Here is a 25,662-nt window from a genome sequence, read left to right on the forward strand (position 1 = left end):
GGGAAGAAGTTTTTCCATTGGCTTCCCCACGAGTCACATCAGCCCCTACAGTTCCTTCTGCACGCGAGTAGAGGTCCGCCGGAAGGGAAGCCGGCGATGCGCGCGTGTAGAAGATCGAGGTAACACATGTCCAACGAGCGACAGCTCGCCGAGGTGCGGTTCCTGACCGTTGCCGAGGTGGCCTCGATCATGCGCGTGTCGAAGATGACGGTGTACCGCATGGTGCACGCAGGAGAGCTTCCCGCCATTCGCGTGGGGCGGTCCTTCCGGGTCCCGGAGGACGCTGTGCACAAGTACCTGCGAACGTCCTATGTCGACACCGCCTGATTGGTGCTGACCGCACGACGACAGGGTGGGCCGGGACGACAGTCCCGGCCCACCCTGTCCGTGGTGCTGGCTCAGCCAGCCCCATGTCAGCGGTTGTCGACCGCCGTGACGGCCACCGCGACGTTCGCCCCGGTGTAGAGCTGGGTCAGCAGGTAGACCGAGCCGGGTGGGATGACGGCCGACTCGTCGGCGGCCGACGTGGCCACCGACCCGGTGAGCTGGCAGGCGCTGTCCAGGAAGTACAGGTCCAGGTCGTGGCCCACCGTGGCGTCGGCGTCGCTGGTGCCCTTGACCGAGACCGAGTGCAGTCCGTCAGAGAAGCCGAGCGGGAACTTCGTCACCCAGCCGTCGGCGCCCTGGCTGGCCGGCGGGAACGTGCACGCGGTGTTCAGCTCCGTGCCGGTCACGCCGAACACGTTCTGCAGCCCGGTCGGGTCGCCAGCGGCGGGGTTGGCCGCGACGATCGTGCCCGAGTCGGTGTACGCCGGGTCGGGCGTGACCGAGCCGTTGGCGACGGTCGCCCCTGACCCGAAGACCTCGATGTCCGCGACCTGCGCCGACGTCGTCGTGTCGCCCTGGACCGAGTCGATGAAGAACCGCACGTAGGCGGCCTGCACGGGCTTGGCCAGCGCGAACGTCGCGAAGTTGAGGTCGGGCGCGGTCGGCCGCGGCGCGGCATACGCGAAGCCACCGGTGCGGGCCGTGCTCCAGCTGACGCCGTCGGTCGAGGTCTGGACGGTGAAGTCCTTGAGCGCCACGAACCGTGAGGCGTTGGTGGCCTTGAACGCGCTGACGCGCAGGCTGCTCACCGTCGCCGGCGCCGCCAGCTTCACCGTCACGCGCTGGTCCGGACCGGCGTTGTATGCCGTGGCGCCGGGCTTGGTGGACCACACCGAGGCGGCGGTGTCGTCGAAGGCGAACTTCGCGGGGGCGCCGTCGTCCTCACTGGAGACGTTGACGACCTGTGCGCCGGCCGCCGTGGAGGCCAGGTTGGGGGCGAGCTTGATCGTCCTGGCCGTGTTGCGGCCGGCCGTCACGGCGAACGCGTCGATGGTCTGGACGCCGAACCCGGGGGCCTGGATGGTCAGCGGGTAGGTGCCGGCCAGTGCCTTGATGCTGGCGCCGCCGGACGTGCCGGTGCGGACGAGGGGGGTGACCCGGGCCTCGAAGCGACCGAGCATGACCTTGGCGTTGGTGATCGGCTGGCCCGTGGTCGCGTTGACGAGGGTCAGCGCGGCGGTGCCGTTCTTGGCGGCCACCGGGTGGTCGAATCCGGGGGTCGGGTCGGTGTCGTCCCCGGTGTCGGAGTGCGCGCTGGCACCGGCCCCACGCTTGGCGAAGACCGACCAGATGAGGTCGGTGTCGTCGCCGTGGTAGCGGTCGAGGTCGGCGGACAGGATGCCGTCACGGGCCTCGAGGAAGCTCGGGTCCGGGGCGGTCAGGGGCATGCCGTCGGTGATGAGGCGGGCGGCCACCTCGGCTCCCTGGGCAGCGCCGTAGCGGGCCACGAGGGCCTTGCGGAGGTCCCACAGGGTCGCGGTCCAGATCTCGCCGTCGGCGTGCACCTCCGGACCGGTCAGGTCGTAGCCGATGTCGCCGAACGTCGTCGGGTTCTGGTCGTAGTTCCAGTTGCGGATGCCCCGGGTGGGGTTGCCGGTGACGTAGTCGCCGACGATGGGCTTGGTCAGCAGCCCGGCCTTGAAGCCGTGGTTGAGGGCGTACCAGTCGGACCAGCCCTCACCCATCGAGCCGGCCTGCTGCGAGCCGAGCGCGCTGCCGCCCGCGACGTAGCGGGTGGACAGGCCGTGCGTGTACTCGTGCTGGATCACGCTCATGTCGAACGAGCCGTCCCGGTAGGGACCCTCGAAGGCGTCGTCGATGGGCTCCCACAGGAACATGCCGCTCCACGGCGGGATCCCGTCGTCGAGGGTGAGCATGTAGGCGTTGTCGCGACCGGTGTAGGTCGGGTTGCCACCGGACGCGGCGCCGGCCTGGACGAGCCCGCGGATCGGGTCGCCGCCCGAGCCACCGTTGCTGCCGTTGTCGAGCTGGAAGTTGCCGGCCGTCTCGGTGAACCCGAGGGCGTAGTACTCGTCGTGGATCCGGTTGTGCTGGAAGAACAAGTTGGTCGCCGCCGGGTCGAGGTCCTGGGCGTACGACGGCGGGACCGTCTGGCCCTTCGTGGCGGCCCACTGGTTCGTGTAGGTGTAGCTGAAGTTCCCGGTCGGGGCGACGGGGCGCGGGGCGTTGTCCACCGGCCCGATGAAGTTGGACCAGTTGGCGTAGGTGTCGGCGTTGTTGCCGTAGGTCGTGACACCGGTGCCCGCGAGCCCGGTCGGGTCGACCCAGCCCTTGGGCGACTGGGCGGTCGGGCCGAAGGACTGCTGGCGCGGCTGACCACCCTGGGCCGCTCCCGGGTAGTTGTCGTAGACCGTGCCCTGCGGGTCACCCTCGAAGTCGACGACGGAGGTGCGGTAGAGGGTGCGCCCGGTGGTGCCGTCGACGACGACCTCCCAGGCCTCCTGCGGGCTCTTGATGAAGTACACCTTGTATGCCGCGACGGGGCCGGCCTTGGTCCCGAAGGTCACCTTCTTCACGTACGACGGTCCACCGAAGGGCCCGTTCGCGTACGTGGTGTAGCCGGCCTGGGTGCCGTTCGCCTTGGGGGCGTAGGCGACACCCGGCGCGAGGCCGCCGGCGACCTTCAGCAGCGCGGCCGCCTCGCCGAGGACCCAGCCACCGGTGAGGTCCGCACCCGGGGTGGGGTCACCGGCATACGAGAGCACCTTGCCGTCCTTGGTGACGGCGACGTTCAGGCGACCGCCGCGCGCGGCGGCGACACCGTCGGTGGTCTGGACGAAGTCCACGACGTGCGTCCCGGTGGTGGGGAGCGTGTGGTCGCGGACCACGGCCAGCGAGTCGACCTGGGCGGTGCCCAGCCCGAAGGCCGCGGCGTTCGTGCGCAGCCAGGCGCGGGCGACCTCGACGGCGGAGCCGTTCGTCGCCGCGGTGAGGTAGCCGTCGGTGCGGACCGACCGCAGCGTGCCGAACCGCTCGTCCCAGGTGGCCCGCGTGCCGCTGCCGGCCTTGGCGAGCAGCGCGGAGGCCGCGGTGCGGGCCGGCGTCGTCGGCGCGACGGCATCCTTCACCAGCCGGGTGTCCAGGGTCTTGGCGAGGGCGTCGACGGTGTCGCCGAGGGCCGGCAGGACGGGTGCGGCGGGAAGGGCTGCCGACGCCGTCGAGAGGGGGAGGGCGGTGGCGGCTGCGGTCAGCAGGCACACCCCGATTCCCAGTGGTCGGACAGCGGGGTGCTTACGGGACATGGTCGACGTCTCCTGCGCTCTGCGGGCTCTCACCGGCCCGGGTGGCATGACAACGAGGTCCCACCGCGGGGGGTTACTGGCCGGTCATGTCGGGCTCGCGACCCGGTCGTGGCGGATTCCCGCCACCGGGGCCCGTCGGGGTGCACCGTGGGGAAGCGGGTTTGGGTCGTGGGGTCGCGGGCCGCTAGAGTGACGTCCACAGTTCGGCGTGGTGCGTTCGTTGCCCCGTCCGGCAACACGACCACGACCAAGAGGACATCATGGGCTCTGTCATCAAGAAGCGCCGCAAGCGCATGGCGAAGAAGAAGCACCGCAAGCTGCTTCGCAAGACGCGCCACCAGCGACGCAACAAGAAGTGACCGAAGGCCCCCGCCGTGCGGGGGCCTTCTTTCTGCCCTCGAGCACCTGGGTCGGGCCGCGACCGGGCCGTGGGATGGACGTCACGCCCATGGGGATGGACGTCGCGGTCACGCCGGTGGGTCCGGTCGGTAGGGTCTGCACTGTGGCTGACGTCGTACTCGTGACGGGCGTCTCGAGGTATCTCGGGGGGCAGTTCGCGCGAGCCCTCACGGCCGACCCGTCGGTCAAGCGCGTCATCGGGGTCGACGTGATCCCGCCGCCCGGCGACATCGGCCGGGCCGAGTTCGTGCGCGCCGACATCCGGAACCCGATGATCGGCAAGATCATCGCGCAGTCCGAGGTCGACACCGTCGTGCACATGAACGTCATCGCGACGCCGACGCACGCCGGCGGACGGACCTCCCAGAAGGAGATCAACGTCATCGGCACGATGCAGCTGCTCGCTGCGTGCCAGAAGGCCACGAGCATCAAGCGCCTGGTCGTGAAGTCGTCGGCTGCCGTCTACGGCTCCAGCCCGCGCGACCCGGCGATGTTCACCGAGGAGATGGGCCCGAAGTCGTTGCCCCGCGCGGGATTCGGCAAGGACTCGGTCGAGGTCGAGGGCTACGTCCGGGGCTTCTCGCGCCGTCGCCCCGACGTCGAGATCTCGATGCTCCGCTTCGCCAACATCATCGGCCGGGGCATCCGCACCTCGCTGACCGACTACTTCGCCCTCCCGGTCGTGCCCGTGCCGTTCGGCTACGACGCCCGGCTCCAGTTCGTCCACGAGAGCGACGCGATCGCCTCGCTCCTCGTCGCCACGACGGGCGTCAGCAGCGGCATCACGAACATCTCCGGCGACGGCGTCATCACGGTCTCGCAGGCCGCGGGGATGGCCGGACGCCCGATCGTGCCCGTGCCCATGCCCGCCGCGGGGATCTTCGGCAACCTCGTCAAGCGCTCGGGCCTCGCCGACTTCAGCAGTGACCAGATCCAGTTCCTGGCCTACGGCCGCGGACTCGACACCACGCGGATGCGTGAGGTGCTGGGCTTCGAGCCCGCCTACACGACGCGCTCCGCCTTCCAGGACTACGCCCACGGCGTCGGGTCGGCGATCCCCGGTGCGGGGATGTTCGGCGCGGCCGTGACCGGTGCCGCGGGGAGTGCCGCCAGCGCGATCAGTCACGTGTGGGCTGCAGGGAGGAACGACTGATGGCCTCGACCTCCGGCGCCAAGGCGTCGAAGAAGCCCACCCCCCGCAAGGGGGCCCTGGCGGCAGGAGCCGCCCGCGCCTCGGGGGAGCGGGCCAAGCGACGCAGCACGCCGCTCATCGCGGCGGCGGAGCCGGCGACAGTCCCGTCGGCGACCACGACGACGGCTGCCGGCAGTGCGACGCAGGACCGCTCGGCGACGCCGACCTCGAGCGGGAAGCACCGTCCCCGCCCGGTGGCGAAGGCGGTGCCGACGCGCAAGGCCGTGGCGCGCTCCGGCGCCCGCACGACCAGGGCCGCCACGTCGACCGCGTCCGCCGGACCCGCCGCAGGGGCGACCGACGCGGCGAAGCCGGCCGCGCGGCATACCCAGGCACCGAAGGTGCGGGCGCTCAAAGCCGTCACCGACGACGTCGTCCCCGAGGTCGTCGACCCGATCGCGGGAGCTGGCGCGCGGAGCGTGGCCCCCGGGGTCGAGGAGCTGCTGACGGCCGGGATCGCGGCCGTGCGGGTGGCCTCCGAGGCCGCGGGCATCTCGTCCGACGACGTCGAGCGTCACATCGCCTCGCTGCTGTCGTTCGTGCGGCGACGGGTGACCGGCGACTACACCGTCGACGAGTTCGGGTTCGACGAGGACTTCACCCGGCACTTCTACCTGCCCGTGCTGCGTCCGCTCTACCGCTCGTGGTTCCGGGTCGAGGTGCGCGGCATCGAGAACATCCCCACCGAGGGTGGTGGGCTGGTGGTGGCCAACCACTCGGGCACCATCGCGATGGACTCCCTGATGACGCAGGTGGCCGTCCACGACGAGCACCCGTCGCACCGCCACCTGCGCATGCTCGGCGCCGACCTCGTCTTCCAGACCCCCGTGATCGGGCAGGTCGCCCGCAAGTCCGGCTCGACCCTGGCCGCCAACCCCGACGCCGAGCGGCTGCTGTCGAGCGGTGAGCTGTGCGGCGTGTGGCCGGAGGGCTTCAAGGGCGTGGGCAAGCCGTTCAGTGAGCGCTACAAGCTCCAGCGGTTCGGGCGGGGCGGGTTCGTCTCGGCGGCCCTGCGCACCGGTGCGCCGATCATCCCGTGCTCGATCGTCGGCGCCGAGGAGATCTACCCGATCATCGGCAACATGAAGACGGTCGCGCGGCTCCTGGGGGCTCCCTACGCCCCGATCACCCCGACCTGGCCGTTGCTCGGACCGCTCGGCCTGATCCCGTTGCCCAGCAAGTGGATCATCGAGTTCGGGTCACCGGTGGAGACGGCCGACCTCGGGCCCAACGCCGCGGACGACCCGATGCTGGTCTTCGACCTCACCGACCAGGTGCGCGAGACGATCCAGCAGACGCTCTACTCGCTGTTGATGCAGCGGCGTTCCGTCTTCTTCTGACCTGACCCGGACTGACCGGTCACGTCAGGTCAGGGCCGGCTGGGCTGGCCGTCAGGGCAGGGTGACGGTCACGCCGGGCAGCGTGACCGGGCCGAGCGTGCTGCTGGGCACGGTGGCGCTCACGCTGCCGGTGCCCAGGCTCACCGTCGGGAGCGGCACCGTGGCCGTCACGGACGGGACGACCGGCACCGAGACGCTCAACGTCGGCAGGCCGACGCTGGCGCCGGTCGTGCCGACGCTCGAACCGCCACCGCCTCCCCCGAGGATCGGCCCGGACGTGCCGGGTCCGCCGGGCACGGGCACGCCGCCCGGCACGGTCACCGCCGTGTCGGGGACGGTGACACCCCCCGAGGCGGCCGAAGTCGGCGAGCCCGAGGGCGCCGTGGTCGCGGACCCGGGCAGCGACGACGGCCCGAGAGGGGAGGAGGCGAACCCGCTGCAGGCGCTCCCGCACACGGCGATCCGGCGGGACGTGCTCTGCTCGGTCTCGCGGAGCAGGGCCTCGAGTGCGGCCAGCTGTGGCAGCGACTCGGGTGGCACCTCGGTGCGCAGGGCCTCGAGCTGGGGGAGGGTGCGCGCCGTGAAGTCACGCATCGCCAACAGGGCCGGGGGGTTGCCGGTGGTGGCGTAGGAGGTGTCGAGCGCCTGACGGCCCTTGCGCACCGAGTCGGTCGCGGCGGTGAGGGCGGTGTCGATGTCGCCGATGTCCCTGCTGCCCTCGGCGAGCGTGCGGGCGTCGGAGACGTGGTCCTGTGCCTGCGAGAGGTAGGTCTGGCCGCGCTCGAGGTCGTTGTCGGCGAGCCGCACCGCGACCCCGTCGAGCCAGCCCTTGACGGGGTAGAGCGCCTGACCCGGCACGGCGCTGCGCGAGGCGACGCCCACGACCCCGCCGACCAGGAGAGCCGACGCGGCGGCGCCGGCCAGCAGCCTGGGCAGCCCGCGACCGACCACGACGACGACCGGGGTGGTGCGCGACGCGGCCCGGCGCGCAGCGGCGGCCTTCGCGGCAACGGGGCTCGGGGCCGGCATCCGGGCGGCCTCGGCCATCAGTCGCTCGCGCAAGGTGGCCACGAACGCCGCGTCGGCGGCGGGCACGGCCGAGGTCAGCCCCACGAGGTGGCGGCTGGTCTCGACGAGCTCGGCGAGGCTCGCGTCGGTGATGGGCTCGCCGTCCAGGGCGCGCTGGAAACGGTCTGCCGAGCGGTTCAGAACTGGCATGCCGGCACCTCCCTCCCCAGCCCTGCTGCGACCTGTGCGCGGATCGAGGTGATCCGGGCGGTCGTGTCGATGACGGTCCTTCGCGCTGAGAACGAGTGGCGGCCCGGGAAGTTACGCGTCGACACGTCTCGAAACTCGCTGGAGTCCGGGGGAGACCCGAACCACCCCGCGCGCACCGCGACCACCTCAGATGTCGACATCGGCCAGCTCCCGGTGGAGGGCCCGCACGGCGCGCAGCTGGAGCTGCTTGACCGCACCCTCTGACTTGCCGAGCACCTTGGCCGTCTCGGCGAGGGTGAGTCCCTGGAGGAACCGCAGCACCACGCACTCGGCCTGCTCGGGCTTGAGGCCCTTCACCGCCTGGAGCAGCCGCTCGTTGCGGAGCCGGTCGAGCACCTCGTGATCGGGAGCAGCCTCGACGCGCGGGTCGGCGTCGAGCATGTCGGCGGTCGAGACCTCCATGCGGAACCGCGCCGACTTGGCGTTGTCCGTGATCAGGTTGCGGGCGATGGTGATGAACCACGCCGCGATGTCGCGTCCCTGCCAGGAGAAGGAGTCCATCCGGCGCAGGGCGCGCAGGAAGGTCTCGGAGGTGATGTCCTCGGCGAGCTGCCGGCCCCCCACGCGCACGTAGACGTAGCGGAAGACGACGTCGACGTACCGCTCGTAGAGCAGGCCGAACGCCTCGCTGTCACCGCGCTGCGCGAGCTCGACCAGGGCCGGGATGCGCTCGAAGTCCTGGGGGGCCTCGCCCGGCCCGAAGCCCGCGCTGGCCGCGGCCCCTCCCTGGCCGGACCCGCCCCCCGACAACGTGCCCGCGTCGCCCGCGAGGGTGAGCAGCACCCGCAAGGTGTCGAGGAAGTCCGCGGTCGCCGGGCCCATCCCGTGGTTGCCGGCCCCCGCGTAACCCATCGCCGGGGCGCTCGTTGCCCAGACCGGAACGCTTCGGGCAGGACGGAGCACCGCGAGACGACTCGCGGCGCTGCGACGTGCACGGATCCGGATGGGGGCCTCCTGACCGAGACAGTTTCCCCGATATCTGTCGGATTGTCAGGAGACCTGCGCCACACTCCACCGCCAGCGCGTCGCAGAGCAGGCCATCGGCCCCGTCCCCACGCAAACAGGGGTATGCCGCGGTGTCGCCTCCGGAAGTCCCTGGGCGTGGGTCGATGTGACGACGCTATGCAATGCCCCCGAGCGTGGGGCAGGTGCAGGTGCAGGTGCAGGTGCCGCGCGCGGGCCTGGTGCGGTGCACCATCTCGCCGGGTGCCAGCGTCGGCGTCCCTGGTCGGCGTCCCTGCCCCTCAGCGTGGGGCACGGCATAGCGCCCCGAGGGCGACCCGGGCCCACTGGCCCGAGCCCGCTGACCCCGCGAAGCCCCGCGAAGGCCCAGGGCCTGGGCCACGCGGCATACCCTCGGGATGTGTCCGACCTGCCGCCTCCCACCGCTGCGACGCCACCACCGGCGCGCATCACGCTGGTGAGCAAGCCGGGCTGCCACCTGTGCGACGCGGCCCGCGCCGTCATCGCCCGGGTGGCCGCCGATGTCGGGGTCGGCTGGGTGGAGCGGTCGATCGAGGACGAGCCGGCGCTCAGGGAGCAGTACTGGGAGCAGATCCCGGTCACCTTCGTCGACGGCCGCCAGCACGACTACTGGCGGGTCGACGAAACGCGGCTCCGGGCCGCCCTCACGCGCTCGACGTGACGCGGCTCACGTGCTCGGCGAGACGCCTGCTTGTGACTTTGTGCATCCGTTCACAAAAGCGTAATCTGCAGAGGCTCCCGTCCGCCCCAGCCAGGCGCGGACTGCCAGTGATGAGAAGGAGCCGGAAAAGACTGTGTCTGCCGACCCGAGCGCCCGTCGGGGTATTCCCGACGCCACGGTCGCACGGCTACCCGAGTACCTCCGCGCCCTGACCGGCCTGGCGGAACGCGGGATCACGTCGGTGTCCTCCGAGGAGCTGGCCTCCGCCGCGGGCGTCCGCAGCGCAAAGCTCCGCAAGGACCTGTCCCACCTCGGCTCCTACGGCGTGCGGGGTGTCGGCTACGAGGTCGACCACCTCGCCTACCAGATCTCCCGTGAGCTCGGCCTCACCCAGGACTGGCCGGTCGCCATCATCGGCATGGGAAACCTCGGCCACGCGCTCGCGGCCTACAGCGGGTTCGCCACGCGGGGATTCCGGGTGGTGGCCCTCCTCGACCAGGACGCCGGTCTGCTCGGCCAGGAGATCGCCGGCATCACCGTGCAGCCGATGTCCGTGCTCGACGAGCTGGTCGCCGAGCAGGGCCTGGCCATCGGCGTCATCGCCACGCCCGCCGCCTCCGCCCAGGGGGTCTGCGACCAGCTGGTGGCCGCCGGAGTGCGCTCGATCCTCAACTTCGCCCCGTGCGTGCTGGTGGTGCCCGACGACGTCGACGTCCGCAAGGTCGACCTGTCGACCGAGCTCCAGATCCTGGCCTTCCACGAGCAGCGCAAGGCGCTCGCCGCCGAGGGTGCGCTCGACGCCGTCGCGCGCGAGCCCGTGAACCTCGAGCCCGTGGGCCGCGAGTCCGTGGGCCTCGAGACGACCCGGGTGGTGCGTCGATGAGCCTCGTGATCCTGGGCCTGTCCCACCACACGGCGCCCCTGCCGCTCCTCGAGGCCATGACCCTCGACGCCGCCGGCCGGCGGGCCCTGTCCGCCAGCCTGACCGGTCGCGACAACCTCACCGAGGCGATCGTCGTGTCCACGTGCAACCGCACCGAGGTCTACGCCGAGTCGATGACCTTCCACGGGGCGGTCACCGACATCGCCGACGCGCTGACCGAGGTCACCGGGGTCGGCCGTGACGAGCTGCGCGAGCACCTCTACGTCCACTACGAGGACCGCGCGATCGCGCACGCCTTCACGGTCGCCTGCGGGCTGGACTCGATGGCGGTGGGCGAGGCCCAGATCCTCGGCCAGATGCGCACGGCCCTGCGCGAGTCGCAGAAGTCCGGGCACGCCGGGCCGGCCCTCAACACCCTGTTCCAGCAGGCCCTCCGGGTCGGCAAGCGGGCCCACACCGAGACCGGCATCGACGCGGTCAGCGTCTCGCTCGTCGAGGCCGGGCTGGCCCGGGCCGAGCGCGAGCTGGGCCCGCTGGCCGGCCTCAGGGTGCTCGTCGTCGGGGCCGGCGGCATGAGCTCGCTGGCCGCGACCACCGTGCTGCGTCGTGGCGCCGCGGGTCTCACCATCGTCAACCGCACCCTCGCCAAGGCACTCCGGCTGGCTGAGCGCACCGGCGGCACCGCCCGCCCGCTCGACGACCTGTCCGCCGCCCTCGCCGGCGCCGACGTCGTGATCTCCTGCACCGGTTCGACCGGTGTGGTGGTCGACCTCGCGAACGCAGGCGACGCCCAGGTGGCCCGGGCCGGTCGCCCGCAGGCCTACATCGACCTCGCCCTGCCCCACGACGTGGCTCCCGAGGTCGCCTCGCTGAGCGGGGTCACCCTCGCCGGGCTGGCCGCGCTGGGGGAGGAGCTGTCCGGCGGGCAGACGCCGCCGCAGGTGAGCGAGGTGGCCGACCTCGTCATCGGTGAGGTCGCGGCATACCTCACCTCGCGCGCCGCGGAGAGCGTCGCGCCGACCGTCGCCGCGCTGCGCTCGCACGCCGCGGAGGTCGTCGCGGGCGAGCTGACCCGCCTCGACCAGCGGCTGCCCGACCTCGACGAGGTGGCCCGCGCCGAGGTGCAGCTCGCGGTGCACCGCATCGTCGAGAAGCTGCTGCACACCCCCACCATCAGGGTGAAGGAGCGGGCCGTGGGCGGCCAGGGCGCCGACTACGCCGAGGCCCTGCGCGAGCTCTTCGACCTGCGCCCCGGCGAGGCTGCCACCGCGTCCGTCCCGCCGCCCGAGCGGGGAGGTATGCCGTGAGCGCACCCGCCGCCACCCCGCTGAGCCTGCGCCTGGGCACCCGCCGCAGCGCGCTCGCGACCACCCAGTCGACCTGGGTGGCCGACCTGCTGCGCGCCCGGGGACACACCGTCGAGCTCGTGGAGATCGTCACCGAGGGGGACACCTCGACCGCCTCGCTGGCCTCGATCGGTGGCACCGGCGTCTTCGCCGCGGCGTTGCGTCGCGCCCTGCTTGCCGGCGAGGTCGACTTCGCCGTGCACTCCCTCAAGGACCTGCCCACCACGCCCGAGCCCGGGCTCGTCGTCGCGGCCGTCCCGGTCCGCGAGGACCCGCGTGACGTCCTGGTGTCGTCCGGCGGACGCACGCTGGGTGAGCTCGGCGAGGGTGCCGTGGTCGGCACCGGTTCGCCGCGCCGGGTCGCCCAGCTCGCGGCCCTCGGTCTCGGACTGTCCGTCAAGGACATCCGTGGCAACGTCGACACCCGCATCGCCCTGGTCAGGGACGGCGCCCTCGACGGGGTCGTGCTCGCGCGCGCCGGCCTGGCCCGGCTCGGCCGGCTCGACGACGTGGCCGAGGCCATCGACCCGCTCCAGATGCTGCCGGCCCCGGGTCAGGGTGCCCTGGCGGTCGAGTGCCGTGCCGACGACCTCGTGACGCTGGCAGCGCTCGAGGTCCTCGACGACCCCGACACCCGCGTCTGCGTCACCGCCGAGCGGGCCGTCCTGGCCGCGCTCGAGGCCGGCTGCTCCGCGCCGGTCGGGGCACTCGCCGAGGTCGTCGAGGGCGAGGACGGCCTCGAGCTGTCGCTGCGTGCCTTCGTCGGCGCCGTCGACGGGTCGTTCGACCTGCGCCGCTCGCTCGTGGGTAGCGCCGACGACGGCGAAGCCCTGGGCCGACGGCTCGCGGCAGTCCTGCTCGAGGACGGCGGCGACCTGCTGCGCGGTCCCGAGGAGCGACCACCAGCCCCACCGACGCCGTCCGGCGACGGTCCCGCGAGCCGCCGCCCCGAGGCGCTGCCGCCCGACCCACCCGGGGCGACCGGACCCGATCCGCTCGCCGGCCCCGACAGCAGCACCGACCGCATACCCGAACACGACAGCACGGAGCGTGCACTGTGAGCCCCACGCGCTCGACCACCACCACCTCAACCTCCTCGAGCCCCACCAGCCCGACCGCTCGCCAGAGCCGGGTCCCGGGACGCGTCGCCTTCGTCGGCGCCGGCCCCGGCGACTCCGGACTCATGACGGTGCGCTCGCTGGAGTTCCTCGCCGCCGCCGCCGTGGTCGTCATCGACCAGGTCGCCCGCGAGGACGTCGTCCGCCGCTACTGCCGTGAGGGCGTCGAGGTCATCGACGCCGGTCACGGCGACCACGGCCAGCCGCTGACCCACGCGATGCGGGCCAAGCTGGTCGTCAAGGCGGCCAAGTCCGCGTCGGGCGGCCTCGTCGTCCGGCTGATGGACGGCGACCCGGGCACCTTCAACGGCCTGGCCGAGGAAGCCCTCGCCTGCCAGAAGGCCGGCATCGGGTTCGACATCGTCCCCGGCGTCAGCGCCGTCTCGGCCGTGCCCGCGTATGCCGGCATCCCGCTGACGTCGAGCAGCTCGCCCGCCGTGCACGTCATCTCGGCGAACGACCGGCACGTCGACTGGGCCGCCTCGGTGGCCGAGTCGGTCACGGTCGTGCTGCTGGGCCAGCCCGACGACCTCGGCACGGCCCTCGGCAAGCTCCTGGCCGCCGGCCGGCCGGCAGAGAGCCCCGTCGCCCTCACGGAGCGCGGCACCACCATCCGGCAGGCCACCCGCGTGACCACCCTGGGCGAGGTCGCGAAGGTCATGAAGACCCTGGAGTTCCCGGCCCTGGCCGTGGTTGGCTCGACCGTGGCCCTCCGCGAGAACCTCTCCTGGTTCGAGACCAAGCCGCTGTTCGGCTGGAACGTCCTGGTGCCCCGCACCAAGGAGCAGTCCGGCTCGACCATCGCCCGGCTCGAGTCCTTCGGCGCGACCGCCGAGGTCGTCCCGACGATCTCGGTCGAGCCGCCGCGCACGCCCCAGCAGATGGAGCGCGCGGTCAAGGGCCTGGTCACCGGTCGCTACGAGTGGATCGGCTTCACCTCGGTGAACGCCGTGAAGGCGGTGCGGGAGAAGTTCGAGGAGTTCGGTCTCGACGCCCGCGCGTTCGCCGGGCTCAAGATCGCCGCCGTCGGTGGGGTCACCGCCGCCGCCCTGCGCGAGTGGGGCATCGTGCCCGACCTCGTGCCGTCCGGTGAGATGTCGGCACACGGTCTGCTCGAGGAGTGGCCGCCGTTCGATGAGGTGCTCGACCCCATCAACCGGGTCTTCCTGCCGCGGGCCGACATCGCCACCGACACCCTCGTCGCCGGTCTCCAGGAGATGGGCTGGGAGGTGGACGACGTCACGGCATACCGCACGGTGCGCGCCGCGCCGCCGGCCGCCCACATCCGCGAGGCGATCAAGGGCGGCCAGTTCGACGCCGCGGTGTTCACGTCGTCCTCGACGGTGCGCAACCTCGTCGGCATCGCCGGCAAGCCGCACCCCTCCACGGTGATCGCGTGCATCGGCCCGGCCACGGCCAAGACCGCCGAGGAGCACGGCCTGCGGGTCGACGTCCTCGCCCCGGAGGCGTCGTCGGACTCGTTGATCGACGCGCTGGCCGACTACGGCCTGGGTCTCGCGGCGGCTGCGGCGGAGGCCGGCGAGCCGGTCGTGCGCCCCAGCGCCAAGAAGTCCGCGTCGCGTCGTCGGGCCAAGTAGCCCGCATGACTGACCACTCGCAGCCGGTGGGGCCGGTGATCCGGCCCCGCCGGCTGCGGCAGTCCGTGGCCCTGCGGCGGCTCGTCGCCGAGACGCGGCTCGACCCCGCCGAGCTCGTGCTGCCCGTCTTCGTCCGCGAGGGCATCGGCGCGCCCCAAGCGATCTCGGCGATGCCCGGGGTCGTCCAGCACACCCTGGAGTCCCTCGTGGCGACCGCCCGCGAGGCGGCTGACGCCGGGGTCGGCGGGATCATGCTGTTCGGCGTGCCGCTCGACAAGGACCCGGTCGGCTCCGGGGCCGATGACCCCGACGGCATCCTCAACGTCGCCCTGCGCGCCGTCGTCGACGCGGTGGGGAGTCGGATCGTCGTGATGGCCGACCTGTGCCTCGACGAGTTCACCGACCACGGCCACTGCGGGGTCCTCACCGCTGACGGCCGCGTCGACAACGACGCGACCCTGGAGCGGTATGCCGCGATGGGCCTCGCGCAGGCCCGCGCCGGCGCCCACGTGCTCGGCCTGTCCGGCATGATGGACGGCCAGGTGGCCCACGTCCGCGACGCGCTCGACGCCGAGGGTTTCACCGACACCGTGATCCTCGCGTATGCCGCGAAGTACACCTCGGGTCTCTACGGCCCGTTCCGCGAGGCGGTGCAGTCCTCGCTCGAGGGCGACCGGGCGACCTACCAGCAGGACCCGGCGAATGCGACCGAGGCGCTGCGCGAGCTCGAGCTCGACATCGCCGAGGGCGCCGACATCGTCATGGTCAAGCCGGCCATGCCCCACCTCGACATCGTCGCGGCAGCCGCTGCGGTGTCGACCGTGCCGGTGGCGGCCTACCAGATCTCCGGGGAGTACTCCATGATCGAGGCCGCGTCGGCGAACGGCTGGATCGACCGCGAGCGGGCGATGATGGAGTCGCTGCTCAACATCCGTCGCGCCGGCGCGCAGATCATCCTCACCTACTACGCCCTCGAGGCCGCCCGCCTCCTGCGGACATGACGAACGGGCCGGTTCCCCCGAACCGGCCCGTCGTCAGTCTGTCGAGCCCGTGCTGGGCCCTGGTGTTGCTGGTCAGGCAGCCTTGGTGAGCTGGATGTCCAGGTTGAGCTTGACCTTCTCGGAGACGAGCACGCCGCCACCCTCGAGGGCGACGTTCCAGCCGAGGTCCCAGTCCTTGCGGTTGATGTCGGCGCTGGCCTCGAAGCCGGCCTTCTCGTTGCCCCACGGGTCGGTCGCCAGACCGGTGAACTCCAGGTCGAACGTGACCGGCTTGGTGACGCCCTTGATGGTCAGGTCGCCGGTGAGGGAGTCGGGGGTGACCTCGGTCGAGGTGAAGCTCATGGTGGGGTTGGCCTCGGCGTCGAAGAAATCGCCGGACTTGAGGTGGGTGTCGCGGTCGGCGGAGCCGGTGTCGACCGAGGCGATCTGCGCCACGGCGGTGACCTGCGACTCGGTGATGTCGTCGCCGACCTTGACGGTGCCCTCGAACTCCTTGAACTGTCCGCGGACCTTGGTGACCATCAGGTGACGGGCCACGAAGCCGATCTCGCTGTGCGAGGCGTCGACGGTCCAGGTGCCGGCGGGAAGGTCGTTGATGCTTGCCATGAAAATCTCCTGTAGGGGGGTCTGCGTCCGGGACGGTCCCATCCGCTTCATCTCTTCGAACGTAGCAGACTTCATTTATATTTCAACTAACCGTCCACCTGTCATACTTCCTGCTCATGAGCACCCCATCGGGTGAGCCGCAGTGGCTCAGCGAGGACGAACAGCGGGCCTGGCGTGCCTATCTGCGCGGGAGTCGCCTCATCGAGGAGGCCCTCGACCGCGACCTGCAGTCGCACGGGGTCCAGCTGACCGAGTACGAGATCATCTCCATGCTCTCCGAGAGCCCGGGCCGTCGGTTGCGCATGTCGAGCCTGGCCGACCTGGTCGTGCAGTCGCGCAGCCGCCTCACGCACACGGCCACCCGCCTGGAGAAGCGCGGCTGGGTCGTGCGCGAGTCCTGCCTCGACGACAAGCGCGGCGTCGAGCTGGTCCTCACCGACCGCGGCTACCAGGCCGTGCAGGACATGGCGAGGGTGCACGTGGCCAGCGTCCGGCGCGCCGTCCTCGACCCGGTGCCCCCACCGCTGTTCTCGGCGCTGGGTGAGGCCATGGACCTGATCCGCAGCGCCCTGGCCCCCGGCGGCGCCGACGGTGACCACCCCGCGGTGGCCCGCGAGGCGATGGCCCACGAGGCCACCGCGCCATACCGCGCCGGGCCCTGATCCCGCCGCCCCCTGCCGTCGCTCACCCATGCAAAAGGCGAGTTAGCGCCATCCAGACTGGCGCTAACTCGCCTTTTGCATGAGTGGGCGCCGCGGACTGCGCCCCGGGCGGGGGCACTCAGGTGCGGCTGGGACAATGGCGGCCATGACGGCATACCCCTTCGACGCACCTGCCTCGCAGGCCCTGCTCGAGCGAGCCCTCGCGGTGACCCCGGGTGGGGTGAACTCGCCCGTCCGCGCCTTCCGCGCGGTCGGGGGGACGCCACGGTTCATGGTGTCCGGCAACGGCCCCTACCTCATTGACGCGGACGGCCGCGAGTACGTCGACCTGGTCTGCTCGTGGGGTCCGATGATCCTCGGGCACGGCCACCCGCAGGTGCAGCGCGCGGTCCTCGACGCCTCCGCCCGGGGCTTCTCCTTCGGCACGCCCAGCGAGAACGAGGTGGCCCTCGCCGAGGAGATCGTCCGCCGCGTCGAGCCGGTCGAGCAGGTCCGGCTGGTGTCCAGCGGCACCGAGGCGACGATGAGCGCCATCCGCCTGGCCCGCGGCTACACCGGTCGCTCGCTCGTCGTGAAGTTCGCCGGCTGCTACCACGGACACGTCGACTCGCTGCTCGCGCAGGCCGGCTCGGGAGTGGCGACGTTCGCGCTGCCCGACTCCGCCGGTGTCCCGAAGGAGATGGCCGCGGAGACCATCGTGCTGCCGTTCAACGACCTCGATGCCGTGGAGGCCGCGTTCGCCGAGCGGGGCAGCGAGATCGCCGCCCTCATCACGGAGGCCTCGCCCGGCAACATGGGCGTGGTGCCGCCCGCCCCGGGCTTCACCGAGGGTCTGCGTCGCATCACCGCCGCCCACGGCGCCCTCCTCATCTCCGACGAGGTGATGACCGGGTTCCGGTGCAGTGCGGCGGGGTGGTTCGGCCTCGAGGGCCCGTATGCCGCGGGCGCACCCGACCTCTTCACGTTCGGCAAGGTGATGGGTGGCGGGTTCCCGGCCGCGGCCTTCGGTGGGCGCGCCGACGTGATGGCCCTCCTGGCCCCGCTCGGTCCGGTCTACCAGGCGGGCACGCTGTCGGGGAACCCCGTCGCGACCGCCGCCGGCCTCGCCACCCTCGAGCTGTGCACGCCGGCCCTCTACGCGCGCCTCGACGAGGTCGCTGACGCCCTCAAGGCAGGGCTGGACGAGCACCTCGGCGCGGCTGGCGTCCCCCACGTGACCCAGCGAGCGGGCAGCATGTTCAGCGTGTTCTTCCGGGACGGCGCGGTGCGCGACTACGACGAGGCGCGGGCCCAGCACGTGCCGGCCTACTCGGCGTTCTTCCACTCGATGCTCAGCCAGGGGGTCTACCTCCCGCCGAGCGCCTTCGAGTCGTGGTTCGTCAGCGGGGCGCACGACGAGGCAGCCGTCGACCGGGTGCTCGCGGCGCTCCCCGGCGCGGCGTCAGCGGCCGCCGAGGCGTTTGCGACAATCGACTCGTGACCAGCCAAGCCGACCGCACCGTGGTGCACCTCATGCGCCACGGTGAGGTGCACAACCCCGACGGGGTCCTCTACGGTCGCCTCGACGGCTACCACCTGTCCGACCTCGGCCACGAGATGGCCCGGACGGTCGCCGACCACCTCGCCGACCATGACGTCACCCACGTCGTCGCGTCCTCGCTGCTCCGCGCCCAGGAGACGGCCGCGCCGGTCGCCGAGGCACACGGCGTCGCGATCACGACCGACGACAGGGTCATCGAGGCAGCCAACGACTTCGAGGGCCAGCTGGTGGGCGACATGAACCCCCTCGACTTCGTCCACCCCTCGCACTGGTCCAAGCTGGTCAACCCGTTCCGTCCCTCGTGGGGCGAGGCGTACGCCGAGATCGCCCAACGGATGTCGGCAGCCATCGCCGACGCGCGCAGCGCCGCCCGGGGCCACGAGGCCGTGATCGTCTCCCACCAGCTGCCCATCTGGACCGCCCGCAACGCGCTGATGGGCAAGCGCCTGTGGCACGACCCGAGGAAGCGGGAGTGCCGGCTGGCCTCGTTGACGACCCTCACCTACCTCGGCGACGACCTCGAGTCGCTCACCTACTCCGAGCCCGCCGCGTCGCTCCTCGCCCAGTCCCACGGGGGCACCGGGTGAGCCGCGGACGACGTATGCCGCGTGCGGCCGCCCTGCTCATGGCGCCCCTCCTGCTCGTGGCGCTGTCCGGGTGCAGCGACGACCCGAACTCCATTGCGGCGCAAGCGAAGTCGGGCAACCGCCAGGGATACATCTCGGGCGACGGCAACATCGAGACCATCGCGGTCGGTGACCGCAAGAAGCCGGTCGCCCTCACCGGCACGACCCTCGACGCCAAGGAGTGGTCGTCGCAGGAGGCCGTCGGCAAGGTCGCCGTGCTCAACCTCTGGGCGTCCTGGTGCCCACCGTGCGAGACCGAGGCGCCCGATCTCAAGAAGGCTGCCGAGACCCTGACCTCGGGCGACGAGCCCGTGGTCTTCATGGGCATCAACTACCGCGACAACCCCGACTCCGGTCGCGCGACGGCGGCCCGGTGGGGCATCCCCTTCCCGTCGCTCGACGACCCGAGCGGCCGGACCATCCTCTCCTTGCAGGGCAAGGTCACCTCGCCGCCCACGACGCTGGTGCTCGACCGCCAGGGCCGGATCGCCGCCCGCGTCAGCGGCGCCGTGACCACGGCGACGCTCACCGGGCTCGTCGACGACGTCCTGGCCGAGCAGTAGAACGCGACCTGATGACTGCTGATGCCGCGAACACGGTGACCTCCGGTGCCCTGCCGGTGGCGATGGCGGTGGCCCTGGTCGCCGGCCTGGTGTCGTTCGCGTCCCCGTGCGTGCTGCCGCTCGTGCCGGGCTTCCTGGGCTACGTCACCGGGCTGTCCGACGAGTCGCTCGCCGAGCGCAAGCGCCACCGGATGGTCCTCGGGGCACTGCTGTTCGTCCTCGGCTTCACCGTCGTCTTCATGACCACCACCGTGATCATCGCGGGGGTGGGGTCGGCCCTGATCCAGCACCGTGAGGTGCTGATGCGGGTCGGTGGTGTCGTGGTGATCCTGATGGCGCTGGTGTTCATCGGCGCGGGGACGCAGCGGGAGCTCAAGCTGCACCGCCGTCCGGCCTCGGGCCTTGCCGGTGCGCCGCTGCTCGGAGCCGTCTTCGGCCTGGGCTGGGCGCCGTGCACCGGCCCCACCCTGGGCGCGGTGCAGGTGTTGGCCACGGCCTCCGGGAACGGCTCGGCCGTGACGCGGGGGGTCGTGCTCGCGCTGCTCTACTCGCTCGGGCTCGGCGTGCCGTTCCTGCTGATCGCCGCGGGCTACGAACGGTTCGGCCGGGTCTCGAGCTTCCTGCGGAAGCGGCAGCGCGGCATCCAGCTGTTCGGCGGGGCGCTGCTCTTCGTGGTCGGCGTCCTGCTCGTCACGGGGCTCTGGGACTCCCTGACCCGCCACGTGCAGACCACGCTCGTCAACAGCTTCCAGACGGTGATCTGACATGGGCGAGACCATCACCCAGCCCACGCTGGGCCCACTCGGCTGGCTGCGCTGGATGTGGCGGCAGCTGACCAGCATGCGCACCGCGCTCTTCCTCCTGCTGCTGCTCGCGGTCGGTGCGGTGCCGGGGTCGATCTGGCCGCAGCGCAGCATCGACGCGGCCCGCACGGCCGACTACATCGCCAACCACCCGAAGGCCGGTCCGTGGCTCGACCGGCTCGGGTTCTTCGAGGTCTACGCCTCGCCGTGGTTCGCGGCCATCTACCTGCTGCTGTTCATCTCGCTGGTCGGCTGCGTCCTACCCCGCAGCAAGGTGCACTGGAAGGCGATGCGCTCGGCGCCGCCGAAGGCCCCGGCCCGCCCTGCTCGACTACCCGCCGGAGGCACCATCGAGGTGCGGGCCACCGAGGACGACGTGGTGGCCGCGTCGCGGGAGCTTTTGCGCGCCAAGCGGTTCCGTCTCGTGTCGCATGACAACACCTCGGTGAGCGCCGAGAAGGGTCACCTCAAGGAGACCGGCAACCTCGTCTTCCACCTGTCGCTCATCTTCGTCATCGTCGGCGTCGCGATCGGGCACCTGTTCGGGTGGAAGGGCGACGTGATCATCCCCGTCGGCCAGTCCTTCGCGAACACCCTCGCGCGCTACGACACCTTCAGCCCCGGGCCGTGGGTCGATGCCGACAGCCTCTCGCCGTTCGAGCTCACGGTGGACCGGCTCGACGCCACCTTCGAGGAGAACGTCACGGGGCGTGGGCAGTTCGGCTCGCCGCGCGACTTCACCGCCCACGTGACGACCAAGGCGACGCCGTCGTCTGCCGACCGGCAGTCGACCATCAAGGTGAACCACCCCCTCGAGATGGACGGCGCCGGGGTCTTCCTCCTCGGCAACGGCTACGCCCCGGTCATCACGGTCCGTGACGCCAACGGCGACAAGGTCTACAGCGCGCCGACGCCGTTCCTGGCCCAGGACAACAACTACAAGTCCGTCGGGGTCGTGAAGGTGACCGGTGCCCAGCCGAAGCAGCTCGGGTTCTCGGGCTTGTTCCTGCCGACGGCCACCATCGACAAGGAGCTCGGCCCGATCTCGGTCTTCCCCGACGCGAAGAAGCCGGCCCTGGCCCTCACGGTCTACGAGGGTGAGCTCTTTCCCGGCGGGCGGCCGCAGTCGGTCTACCTGCTCGACACGGCCAAGATGACCCAGCTCAAGAGCGCGAAGGGTGACCCGCTGCGCATCTGGCTCGAGCCGGGCCAGACCTACCAGCTGCCGGGCGGTCGCGGCAGCATCAGCTTCGAGGGCGTGGAGCGGTTCGCCGGGCTGTCGATCCGCCACGACCCGGGCAAGTTCGTGACGCTCGTGGCCGCACTCCTCGCCCTGGCCGGGCTGATCTGCTCGCTGGTGGTCCGGCGCCGGCGGGTCTTCGTCCGCGTTTCCCCCGCCACGGCACCGGGTCGTACCGTGGTAGCCGTCGGCGGCCTCGCCAAGGGCGACGACGACGGGCTCCAGGAGCTGGTCGACCGGCTGGTCGCCGACCTGGAGGCCCGGTTCGCTCCCGGACCGGATCCCGAGCCCGACCCTGGAACCGAGCCCGACCCTGAACGCGAGCCCGAGCCGGACAGCAGATTGGACGCACGAGGATGACCAACGAGACCCTGGCGGGCTACGCCAACCTGAGCCTCTACTCGGCGATGGCGGTCTTCACGATCGCGATGGTCTGCCACGCCGTCTACCTGGCCGCCCTGCTCCCGGCCCGGGACGGCCTGCGGGCCAAGGCAGCCGAGCGCGACCGCGAGCTGGTGGGTGCCGGCGCGCCCGTGCCGGCCGAGGCCCCGGCCCGGCCCGAGCTGTCCTCCCGGGCGGCGAAGGCGGCTGGCATCGGCTCGACCACGACCTGGCTCGGCGGTTTCCTGCTGCTGCTGTCGGTGGCCCTGCGCGGGGTCGCCGTGCACCGTTGGCCGCTGGGCAACATGTTCGAGTTCGCGGTCATGGGCTCGATGTTCACCGTGCTGGCCTACTCGATCTGGTCGACCCGCCGTGACCTGCGCTGGCTGGGGCTGTTCATCACCGGCCCGGTGCTCCTCGTCCTCGGCATGGCCGTCGCGGTCTGGTACACCGAGGCGTCCGAGCTGATGCCGTCCCTGCGCAGCTACTGGCTCGTCATCCACGTCACGGTGGCGACGCTCGCCACCGCGGTGTTCACGATCGGAGCCGCCCTGAGCGTGGTCTACCTGCTCAAGGACGCCTTCGAGCGGTCCGGGAGGGCCAGCGTCCTCGACCGGTTCCCCGAGACCCCGGCGATCGAGCGCACCGCCTACAGCCTGCACATCGTCGCCTTCCCCCTCTGGACCTTCACCCTCATCGCCGGCGCCATCTGGGCCCGCCAGGCGTGGGCGTCCTACTGGAACTGGGACCCGAAGGAGGTCTGGACGTTCGTCATCTGGGTCGTCTACGCGGCATACCTGCACTCGCGGGCGACCAGTGGCATCAGCCGCCAGACTGCGACCTACATCGCGCTGGCCGGCTACGCCTGCATCATCGTCAACTTCGCCGTCGTGAACGTGTTCTTCGTCGGCCAGCACTCTTACTCGGGGCTGTAATGCTGCGCTACTCCGTCCTGCGACTGCTCATCTTCTTCGGGGTGCTGTCGCTGCTCTGGCTGCTCGGGCTGCGCGACCCCGGCCAACGCTGGATGCTGCTCGTCCTCAGCGCACTGATCTCGATGGTGCTGTCCTTCTTCGTGCTCGCGCGGTTCCGCGAGGAGAGCACCGCCGAGCTGGCCCGCCGCATCGAACGACGGACGGCGGCCAAGCAGGCGAACGCCCCGGCCGTCAGTGGGGCCGACGAGGCGGCCGAGGACGCCGAGGACGAGCGCGGCGGGCCGGTCGAGTACCGCTGACGGCAACCCCTCTGGCAGTAGCTGGGGAGCGTGGCGTCAGGGCCGGGTGCCCTACGAGCTGAGGGCGATCCCAGCAGCAAGCAGCACGGCATACCCGACCTCGAAGAGGCCGGTCGCGGCGAGCACCGGCACGAGGTCCCGCCCGGTGGCGCCGGTGCGCAGCGCCTGGAGCGGCTTCCAGAGCAGCCCGAGCGACAGCAGGGCGATCAGGGCGAGCGGGTGCTGGAGGGCCACCACGACGACCATGGCGACGGCGACGAGGATGAGCAGCGCGTAGAACCAGCGGGTGCGGTGGTCGCCCAACCGCACCGCGAGGGTGAGCTTGCCGCTCTCGCGGTCGGTGGGGATGTCGCGCAGGTTGTTGACCACGAGGATCGCCGAGGCGATGGCGCCGACCCCGACCGCGCCGGCGACGCCGACCCAGGTTAGCTCCTTGGCCTGCGTGTAGAGCGTGCCGAGGGTGGCCATCAGCCCGAAGAACAGGAAGACGTAGACCTCGCCGAGCCCGCGGTAGCCGTACGGGTTGTCGCCGCCGGTGTACTTCCATGCGGCGAGGACGGCCAGGGCGCCGAGCGGGATCATGACCCAGGCCTCGCTGAGGGCCACCAGCGCCAGACCGACCAGCGCAGCGAACCCGAAGAACGCGAACGCCATCAGCTTGACGTTCGCGGGGTCGGCGAGGTGCTGGCCGACCAGGCGCACCGGACCCACGCGGTCGCCGTCGGTGCCGCGGATGCCGTCGGAGTAGTCGTTGGCGTAGTTCACGCCGACCTGCAGGCCCACCGACACGAGGAGGGCCAGCAGCCCGAGCCCCAGGTTCGCGCGGTCCAGCGGGACGGCGGCTGCGGTCCCCACGACGACGGGGGCGATGGCGGCGGGGAGGGTGCGCGGGCGGGCGCCGGCGATCCACTGGTTCAGGGTGGCCATGGGGGGTGGTGTTCTCACTTGCGGTGATGTGTGACGGACAGTGGTGCGGGCAGGTGCGGGTGCGGACGACGGATGCGTCAGGCTCAGAGCCTACGGAGGAAGTCGGGGTCGTCGTCGGGGCCACGCGGGGGCGGCGGACGGTGAGATGGCCCACGCGGCCCGCCCCCCGGGCCGCGCCCGGCAGTGCCGCGCTGCGGGCGGCCGGCGATGAACCAGGCGATCGCCCCCACGATCGGGAAGAGCAGGATCAGCAACAGCCACAACAGCTTGGGCAGGCCCCTGACCTGCGCGTCGTCGGTCTGGATGCAGTCGACCACGGCGTAGACGGTCACCGCGATCGTCAGCAGCCAGGGCAGCAGCCGGATCATGACCCCATGGTGTCACGCGTCGGCGGCGAACCGATCAGCGACCGCCACGCGGTCCGGCTTGCCCGGTCCGCGCAGCGGGATCGCGGTCAGCACCAGGACTCGTCGGGGCAGCGCATGCGCCGGGAGTATGCCGCGCAGCTGCTCGCGCAGGGTCGTCACCGTGGGTGCCGCGGAGCCGGGGCGCTGCCCTTCGGGGCTGGGCACGATCGCCGCGCTGACGACCTGGCCCCAGTCGTCGTCGTGCGTGCCGACGACCACGGCCTCGGCGATGCCGGGCAGTGCGGTCAGGGCCTCCTCGACGAGCCGCGGCGCGACCTTGAGACCACCGGTCGTGATGAGGTCGTCGAGCCGGCCGTCGACGTGCCAGCGGCCCTGCTCGTCGCGGTGGCCGACGTCGTCGGTGCGGAACCACCGCGTCCCGTCGTCGTCGGTCATGAACGCGGCGGCTGTCAGGTCCGGGCGACCGAGGTAGCCGGTGGCCAGCGTCGGGCCGTCGAGCAGGAGCCGGCCGTCGGGATCGGCCCGGACCGTGGTGCCGGTGAGTGGCTCGCCGTCGTAGACGCAGCCCCCGCAGGTCTCGCTCATGCCGTAGGTGGTGACGGCTCGCACCCCGACGGCCCTGGCCCGGGCGAGGAGGGCCGGAGGGCTGGCGGCGCCGCCGACGAGGACGGCGTCGAGCCCGGCCAATGCGGCGGTCGCAGCCTCGTCGGCGAGGAGTCGCACGAGCTGGGTGGGCACGAGTGCCGTGTAGCGACGGGCTCCGGCTGTGGTCTCGGCGAAGCGGGTGGCCGCGCTGCTGAAGGCGTCGGGGGTGAACCCGTCGGACAGGTCGACGAACCCGGGCTCGGTGCCGGCAGCGACGCACCGCAGGAGCACCTGCACCCCGGCGATGTGGTGCGGCGGCATCGCCAGCAGCCACGCGCCCGGGCCGCCGAGCCGGTCGTGCGTCGCTGTTGCGCTCGCGGCGAGGGATCGGGCCGGCAGCATCGCGAGCTTGGGGCTGCCGGTCGAGCCCGACGTGCCCACGACCACGGCGGTGCCCTCGTCGGGGGCGGCGCCGTCGGGGCTTGGCGGAGGAGGTGACGAGGCGGCATACGGGAGGACGGCGAACTCGCCGTCCAGCGCCCTGCGCAGGAGGGGGAGCGCGGCCACGGCGTCCGGGCCGGCAGCAATGGCCAGCGGTCGCAGCGACGTCACGCGGTCAGGTTAGCCGTCAGGTGGACGGCGCCGACGCGCGGCGGGACGATGGGGTCGGGAGGTGC

25 protein-coding genes are annotated in these 25,662 nt (G+C 71.9%); 18 read left to right on the forward strand and 7 right to left on the reverse strand.

Features of this window, described 5'->3' with window-relative positions; all coding sequences use genetic code 11:
* Nucleotides 1-126 precede the first annotated feature (126 nt).
* On the forward strand, nucleotides 127-327 hold the full coding sequence (locus AC1DWJ_RS06670) for a helix-turn-helix domain-containing protein (RefSeq protein ID WP_056915613.1): 201 nt from the start codon (nucleotides 127-129) through the stop codon (nucleotides 325-327).
* Between the two features lie 86 nt (nucleotides 328-413).
* On the opposite strand, the gene AC1DWJ_RS06675 is transcribed toward AC1DWJ_RS06670, so the two are convergent.
* On the reverse strand, nucleotides 414-3,650 hold the full coding sequence (locus AC1DWJ_RS06675) for a M36 family metallopeptidase (protein ID WP_477620317.1): 3,237 nt from the start codon (nucleotides 3,648-3,650) through the stop codon (nucleotides 414-416).
* Between the two features lie 260 nt (nucleotides 3,651-3,910).
* Here AC1DWJ_RS06675 and AC1DWJ_RS06680 point away from each other — a divergent pair, with 260 nt between their 5' ends.
* The 3 genes from AC1DWJ_RS06680 (at nucleotide 3,911) to AC1DWJ_RS06690 (ending at nucleotide 6,581) form a co-directional block, all read left to right on the forward strand.
* On the forward strand, nucleotides 3,911-4,009 hold the full coding sequence (locus AC1DWJ_RS06680) for a 30S ribosomal protein bS22 (RefSeq protein WP_003792170.1): 99 nt from the start codon (nucleotides 3,911-3,913) through the stop codon (nucleotides 4,007-4,009).
* A 143-nt stretch (nucleotides 4,010-4,152) separates the two neighbouring features.
* Nucleotides 4,153-5,202, forward strand: coding sequence for an NAD-dependent epimerase/dehydratase family protein (locus tag AC1DWJ_RS06685; protein WP_457254087.1), 1,050 nt, complete (start codon nucleotides 4,153-4,155; stop codon nucleotides 5,200-5,202).
* A complete protein-coding gene (locus tag AC1DWJ_RS06690; RefSeq protein WP_477620318.1) occupies nucleotides 5,202-6,581 on the forward strand; it encodes a lysophospholipid acyltransferase family protein in 1,380 nt (459 codons plus the stop codon). The genes AC1DWJ_RS06685 and AC1DWJ_RS06690 overlap by 1 nt, the downstream gene beginning before the upstream one ends.
* A gap of 51 nt (nucleotides 6,582-6,632) precedes the next feature.
* Here the strand turns inward: AC1DWJ_RS06690 and AC1DWJ_RS06695 are convergent, their stop codons facing one another.
* On the reverse strand, nucleotides 6,633-7,799 hold the full coding sequence (locus AC1DWJ_RS06695) for a DUF5667 domain-containing protein (protein WP_477620319.1): 1,167 nt from the start codon (nucleotides 7,797-7,799) through the stop codon (nucleotides 6,633-6,635).
* 186 nt (nucleotides 7,800-7,985) lie between these two features.
* On the reverse strand, nucleotides 7,986-8,711 hold the full coding sequence (locus AC1DWJ_RS06700; protein WP_477620320.1) for an RNA polymerase sigma factor: 726 nt from the start codon (nucleotides 8,709-8,711) through the stop codon (nucleotides 7,986-7,988).
* A gap of 511 nt (nucleotides 8,712-9,222) precedes the next feature.
* On the opposite strand from AC1DWJ_RS06700, the gene AC1DWJ_RS06705 reads away from it, so the two are divergent.
* The 6 genes from AC1DWJ_RS06705 (at nucleotide 9,223) to hemB (ending at nucleotide 15,450) form a co-directional block, all read left to right on the forward strand.
* On the forward strand, nucleotides 9,223-9,504 hold the full coding sequence (locus tag AC1DWJ_RS06705; protein WP_457254082.1) for a glutaredoxin family protein: 282 nt from the start codon (nucleotides 9,223-9,225) through the stop codon (nucleotides 9,502-9,504).
* A 133-nt stretch (nucleotides 9,505-9,637) separates the two neighbouring features.
* Nucleotides 9,638-10,387 carry a redox-sensing transcriptional repressor Rex gene (locus AC1DWJ_RS06710; protein ID WP_477620321.1) on the forward strand — a complete coding sequence of 250 codons (750 nt, stop codon included), beginning with the start codon at nucleotides 9,638-9,640 and terminating at the stop codon, nucleotides 10,385-10,387.
* Nucleotides 10,384-11,694, forward strand: coding sequence for a glutamyl-tRNA reductase (locus AC1DWJ_RS06715; protein WP_457254080.1), 1,311 nt, complete (start codon nucleotides 10,384-10,386; stop codon nucleotides 11,692-11,694). The genes AC1DWJ_RS06710 and AC1DWJ_RS06715 overlap by 4 nt, the downstream gene beginning before the upstream one ends.
* The gene (gene hemC / locus AC1DWJ_RS06720) at nucleotides 11,691-12,794 is read left to right on the forward strand and encodes a hydroxymethylbilane synthase (RefSeq protein ID WP_477620322.1); all 1,104 of its coding nucleotides are present in this window, start codon (nucleotides 11,691-11,693) and stop codon (nucleotides 12,792-12,794) included. Before AC1DWJ_RS06715 ends, hemC begins: the two co-directional genes overlap by 4 nt.
* The gene (locus AC1DWJ_RS06725; RefSeq protein ID WP_477620323.1) at nucleotides 12,791-14,449 is read left to right on the forward strand and encodes a bifunctional uroporphyrinogen-III C-methyltransferase/uroporphyrinogen-III synthase; all 1,659 of its coding nucleotides are present in this window, start codon (nucleotides 12,791-12,793) and stop codon (nucleotides 14,447-14,449) included. Before hemC ends, AC1DWJ_RS06725 begins: the two co-directional genes overlap by 4 nt.
* Before the next feature lie 5 nt (nucleotides 14,450-14,454).
* Entirely contained in the window at nucleotides 14,455-15,450 is a 996-nt protein-coding gene (hemB, locus tag AC1DWJ_RS06730; protein WP_457254077.1) for a porphobilinogen synthase, read from the forward strand.
* 72 nt (nucleotides 15,451-15,522) lie between these two features.
* On the opposite strand, the gene AC1DWJ_RS06735 is transcribed toward hemB, so the two are convergent.
* Nucleotides 15,523-16,056, reverse strand: coding sequence for a YceI family protein (locus AC1DWJ_RS06735; RefSeq protein WP_457254076.1), 534 nt, complete (start codon nucleotides 16,054-16,056; stop codon nucleotides 15,523-15,525).
* A gap of 116 nt (nucleotides 16,057-16,172) precedes the next feature.
* Here AC1DWJ_RS06735 and AC1DWJ_RS06740 point away from each other — a divergent pair, with 116 nt between their 5' ends.
* From AC1DWJ_RS06740 to AC1DWJ_RS06775, 8 genes are all read left to right on the forward strand, one after another.
* Nucleotides 16,173-16,718 (forward strand): MarR family winged helix-turn-helix transcriptional regulator, encoded by a 546-nt coding sequence (locus AC1DWJ_RS06740; protein ID WP_457254075.1) that lies wholly within the window; start codon nucleotides 16,173-16,175, stop codon nucleotides 16,716-16,718.
* A gap of 145 nt (nucleotides 16,719-16,863) precedes the next feature.
* Nucleotides 16,864-18,198, forward strand: coding sequence for a glutamate-1-semialdehyde 2,1-aminomutase (hemL, locus tag AC1DWJ_RS06745; RefSeq protein ID WP_477620324.1), 1,335 nt, complete (start codon nucleotides 16,864-16,866; stop codon nucleotides 18,196-18,198).
* Nucleotides 18,195-18,845, forward strand: a complete 651-nt coding sequence (locus tag AC1DWJ_RS06750; RefSeq protein ID WP_477620325.1) for a histidine phosphatase family protein — start codon at nucleotides 18,195-18,197, stop codon at nucleotides 18,843-18,845. The genes hemL and AC1DWJ_RS06750 overlap by 4 nt, the downstream gene beginning before the upstream one ends.
* Complete coding sequence (locus tag AC1DWJ_RS06755; protein ID WP_457254072.1) at nucleotides 18,842-19,447, forward strand: TlpA family protein disulfide reductase; 606 nt, start codon at nucleotides 18,842-18,844, stop codon at nucleotides 19,445-19,447. Before AC1DWJ_RS06750 ends, AC1DWJ_RS06755 begins: the two co-directional genes overlap by 4 nt.
* A gap of 11 nt (nucleotides 19,448-19,458) precedes the next feature.
* On the forward strand, nucleotides 19,459-20,211 hold the full coding sequence (locus AC1DWJ_RS06760; RefSeq protein ID WP_457254071.1) for a cytochrome c biogenesis CcdA family protein: 753 nt from the start codon (nucleotides 19,459-19,461) through the stop codon (nucleotides 20,209-20,211).
* A 1-nt stretch (nucleotide 20,212) separates the two neighbouring features.
* Complete coding sequence (gene resB / locus AC1DWJ_RS06765) at nucleotides 20,213-21,850, forward strand: cytochrome c biogenesis protein ResB (RefSeq protein ID WP_477620326.1); 1,638 nt, start codon at nucleotides 20,213-20,215, stop codon at nucleotides 21,848-21,850.
* Entirely contained in the window at nucleotides 21,847-22,806 is a 960-nt protein-coding gene (gene ccsB / locus AC1DWJ_RS06770) for a c-type cytochrome biogenesis protein CcsB (protein WP_457254069.1), read from the forward strand. The genes resB and ccsB overlap by 4 nt, the downstream gene beginning before the upstream one ends.
* On the forward strand, nucleotides 22,806-23,105 hold the full coding sequence (locus tag AC1DWJ_RS06775; protein WP_457254068.1) for a DUF4229 domain-containing protein: 300 nt from the start codon (nucleotides 22,806-22,808) through the stop codon (nucleotides 23,103-23,105). The genes ccsB and AC1DWJ_RS06775 overlap by 1 nt, the downstream gene beginning before the upstream one ends.
* 51 nt (nucleotides 23,106-23,156) lie before the next feature.
* Here AC1DWJ_RS06775 and AC1DWJ_RS06780 read toward each other — a convergent pair whose 3' ends face one another.
* From AC1DWJ_RS06780 to menE, 3 genes are all read right to left on the reverse strand, one after another.
* The gene (locus tag AC1DWJ_RS06780; RefSeq protein WP_457254067.1) at nucleotides 23,157-24,032 is read right to left on the reverse strand and encodes a 1,4-dihydroxy-2-naphthoate polyprenyltransferase; all 876 of its coding nucleotides are present in this window, start codon (nucleotides 24,030-24,032) and stop codon (nucleotides 23,157-23,159) included.
* Between the two features lie 83 nt (nucleotides 24,033-24,115).
* Complete coding sequence (locus AC1DWJ_RS06785; RefSeq protein WP_457254066.1) at nucleotides 24,116-24,400, reverse strand: PLDc N-terminal domain-containing protein; 285 nt, start codon at nucleotides 24,398-24,400, stop codon at nucleotides 24,116-24,118.
* A gap of 12 nt (nucleotides 24,401-24,412) precedes the next feature.
* Nucleotides 24,413-25,597, reverse strand: a complete 1,185-nt coding sequence (gene menE, locus AC1DWJ_RS06790; RefSeq protein ID WP_477620327.1) for an o-succinylbenzoate--CoA ligase — start codon at nucleotides 25,595-25,597, stop codon at nucleotides 24,413-24,415.
* Nucleotides 25,598-25,662 lie beyond the last annotated feature (65 nt).

It is taken from the genome of Pedococcus sp. P2_D7, from assembly GCF_056404295.1.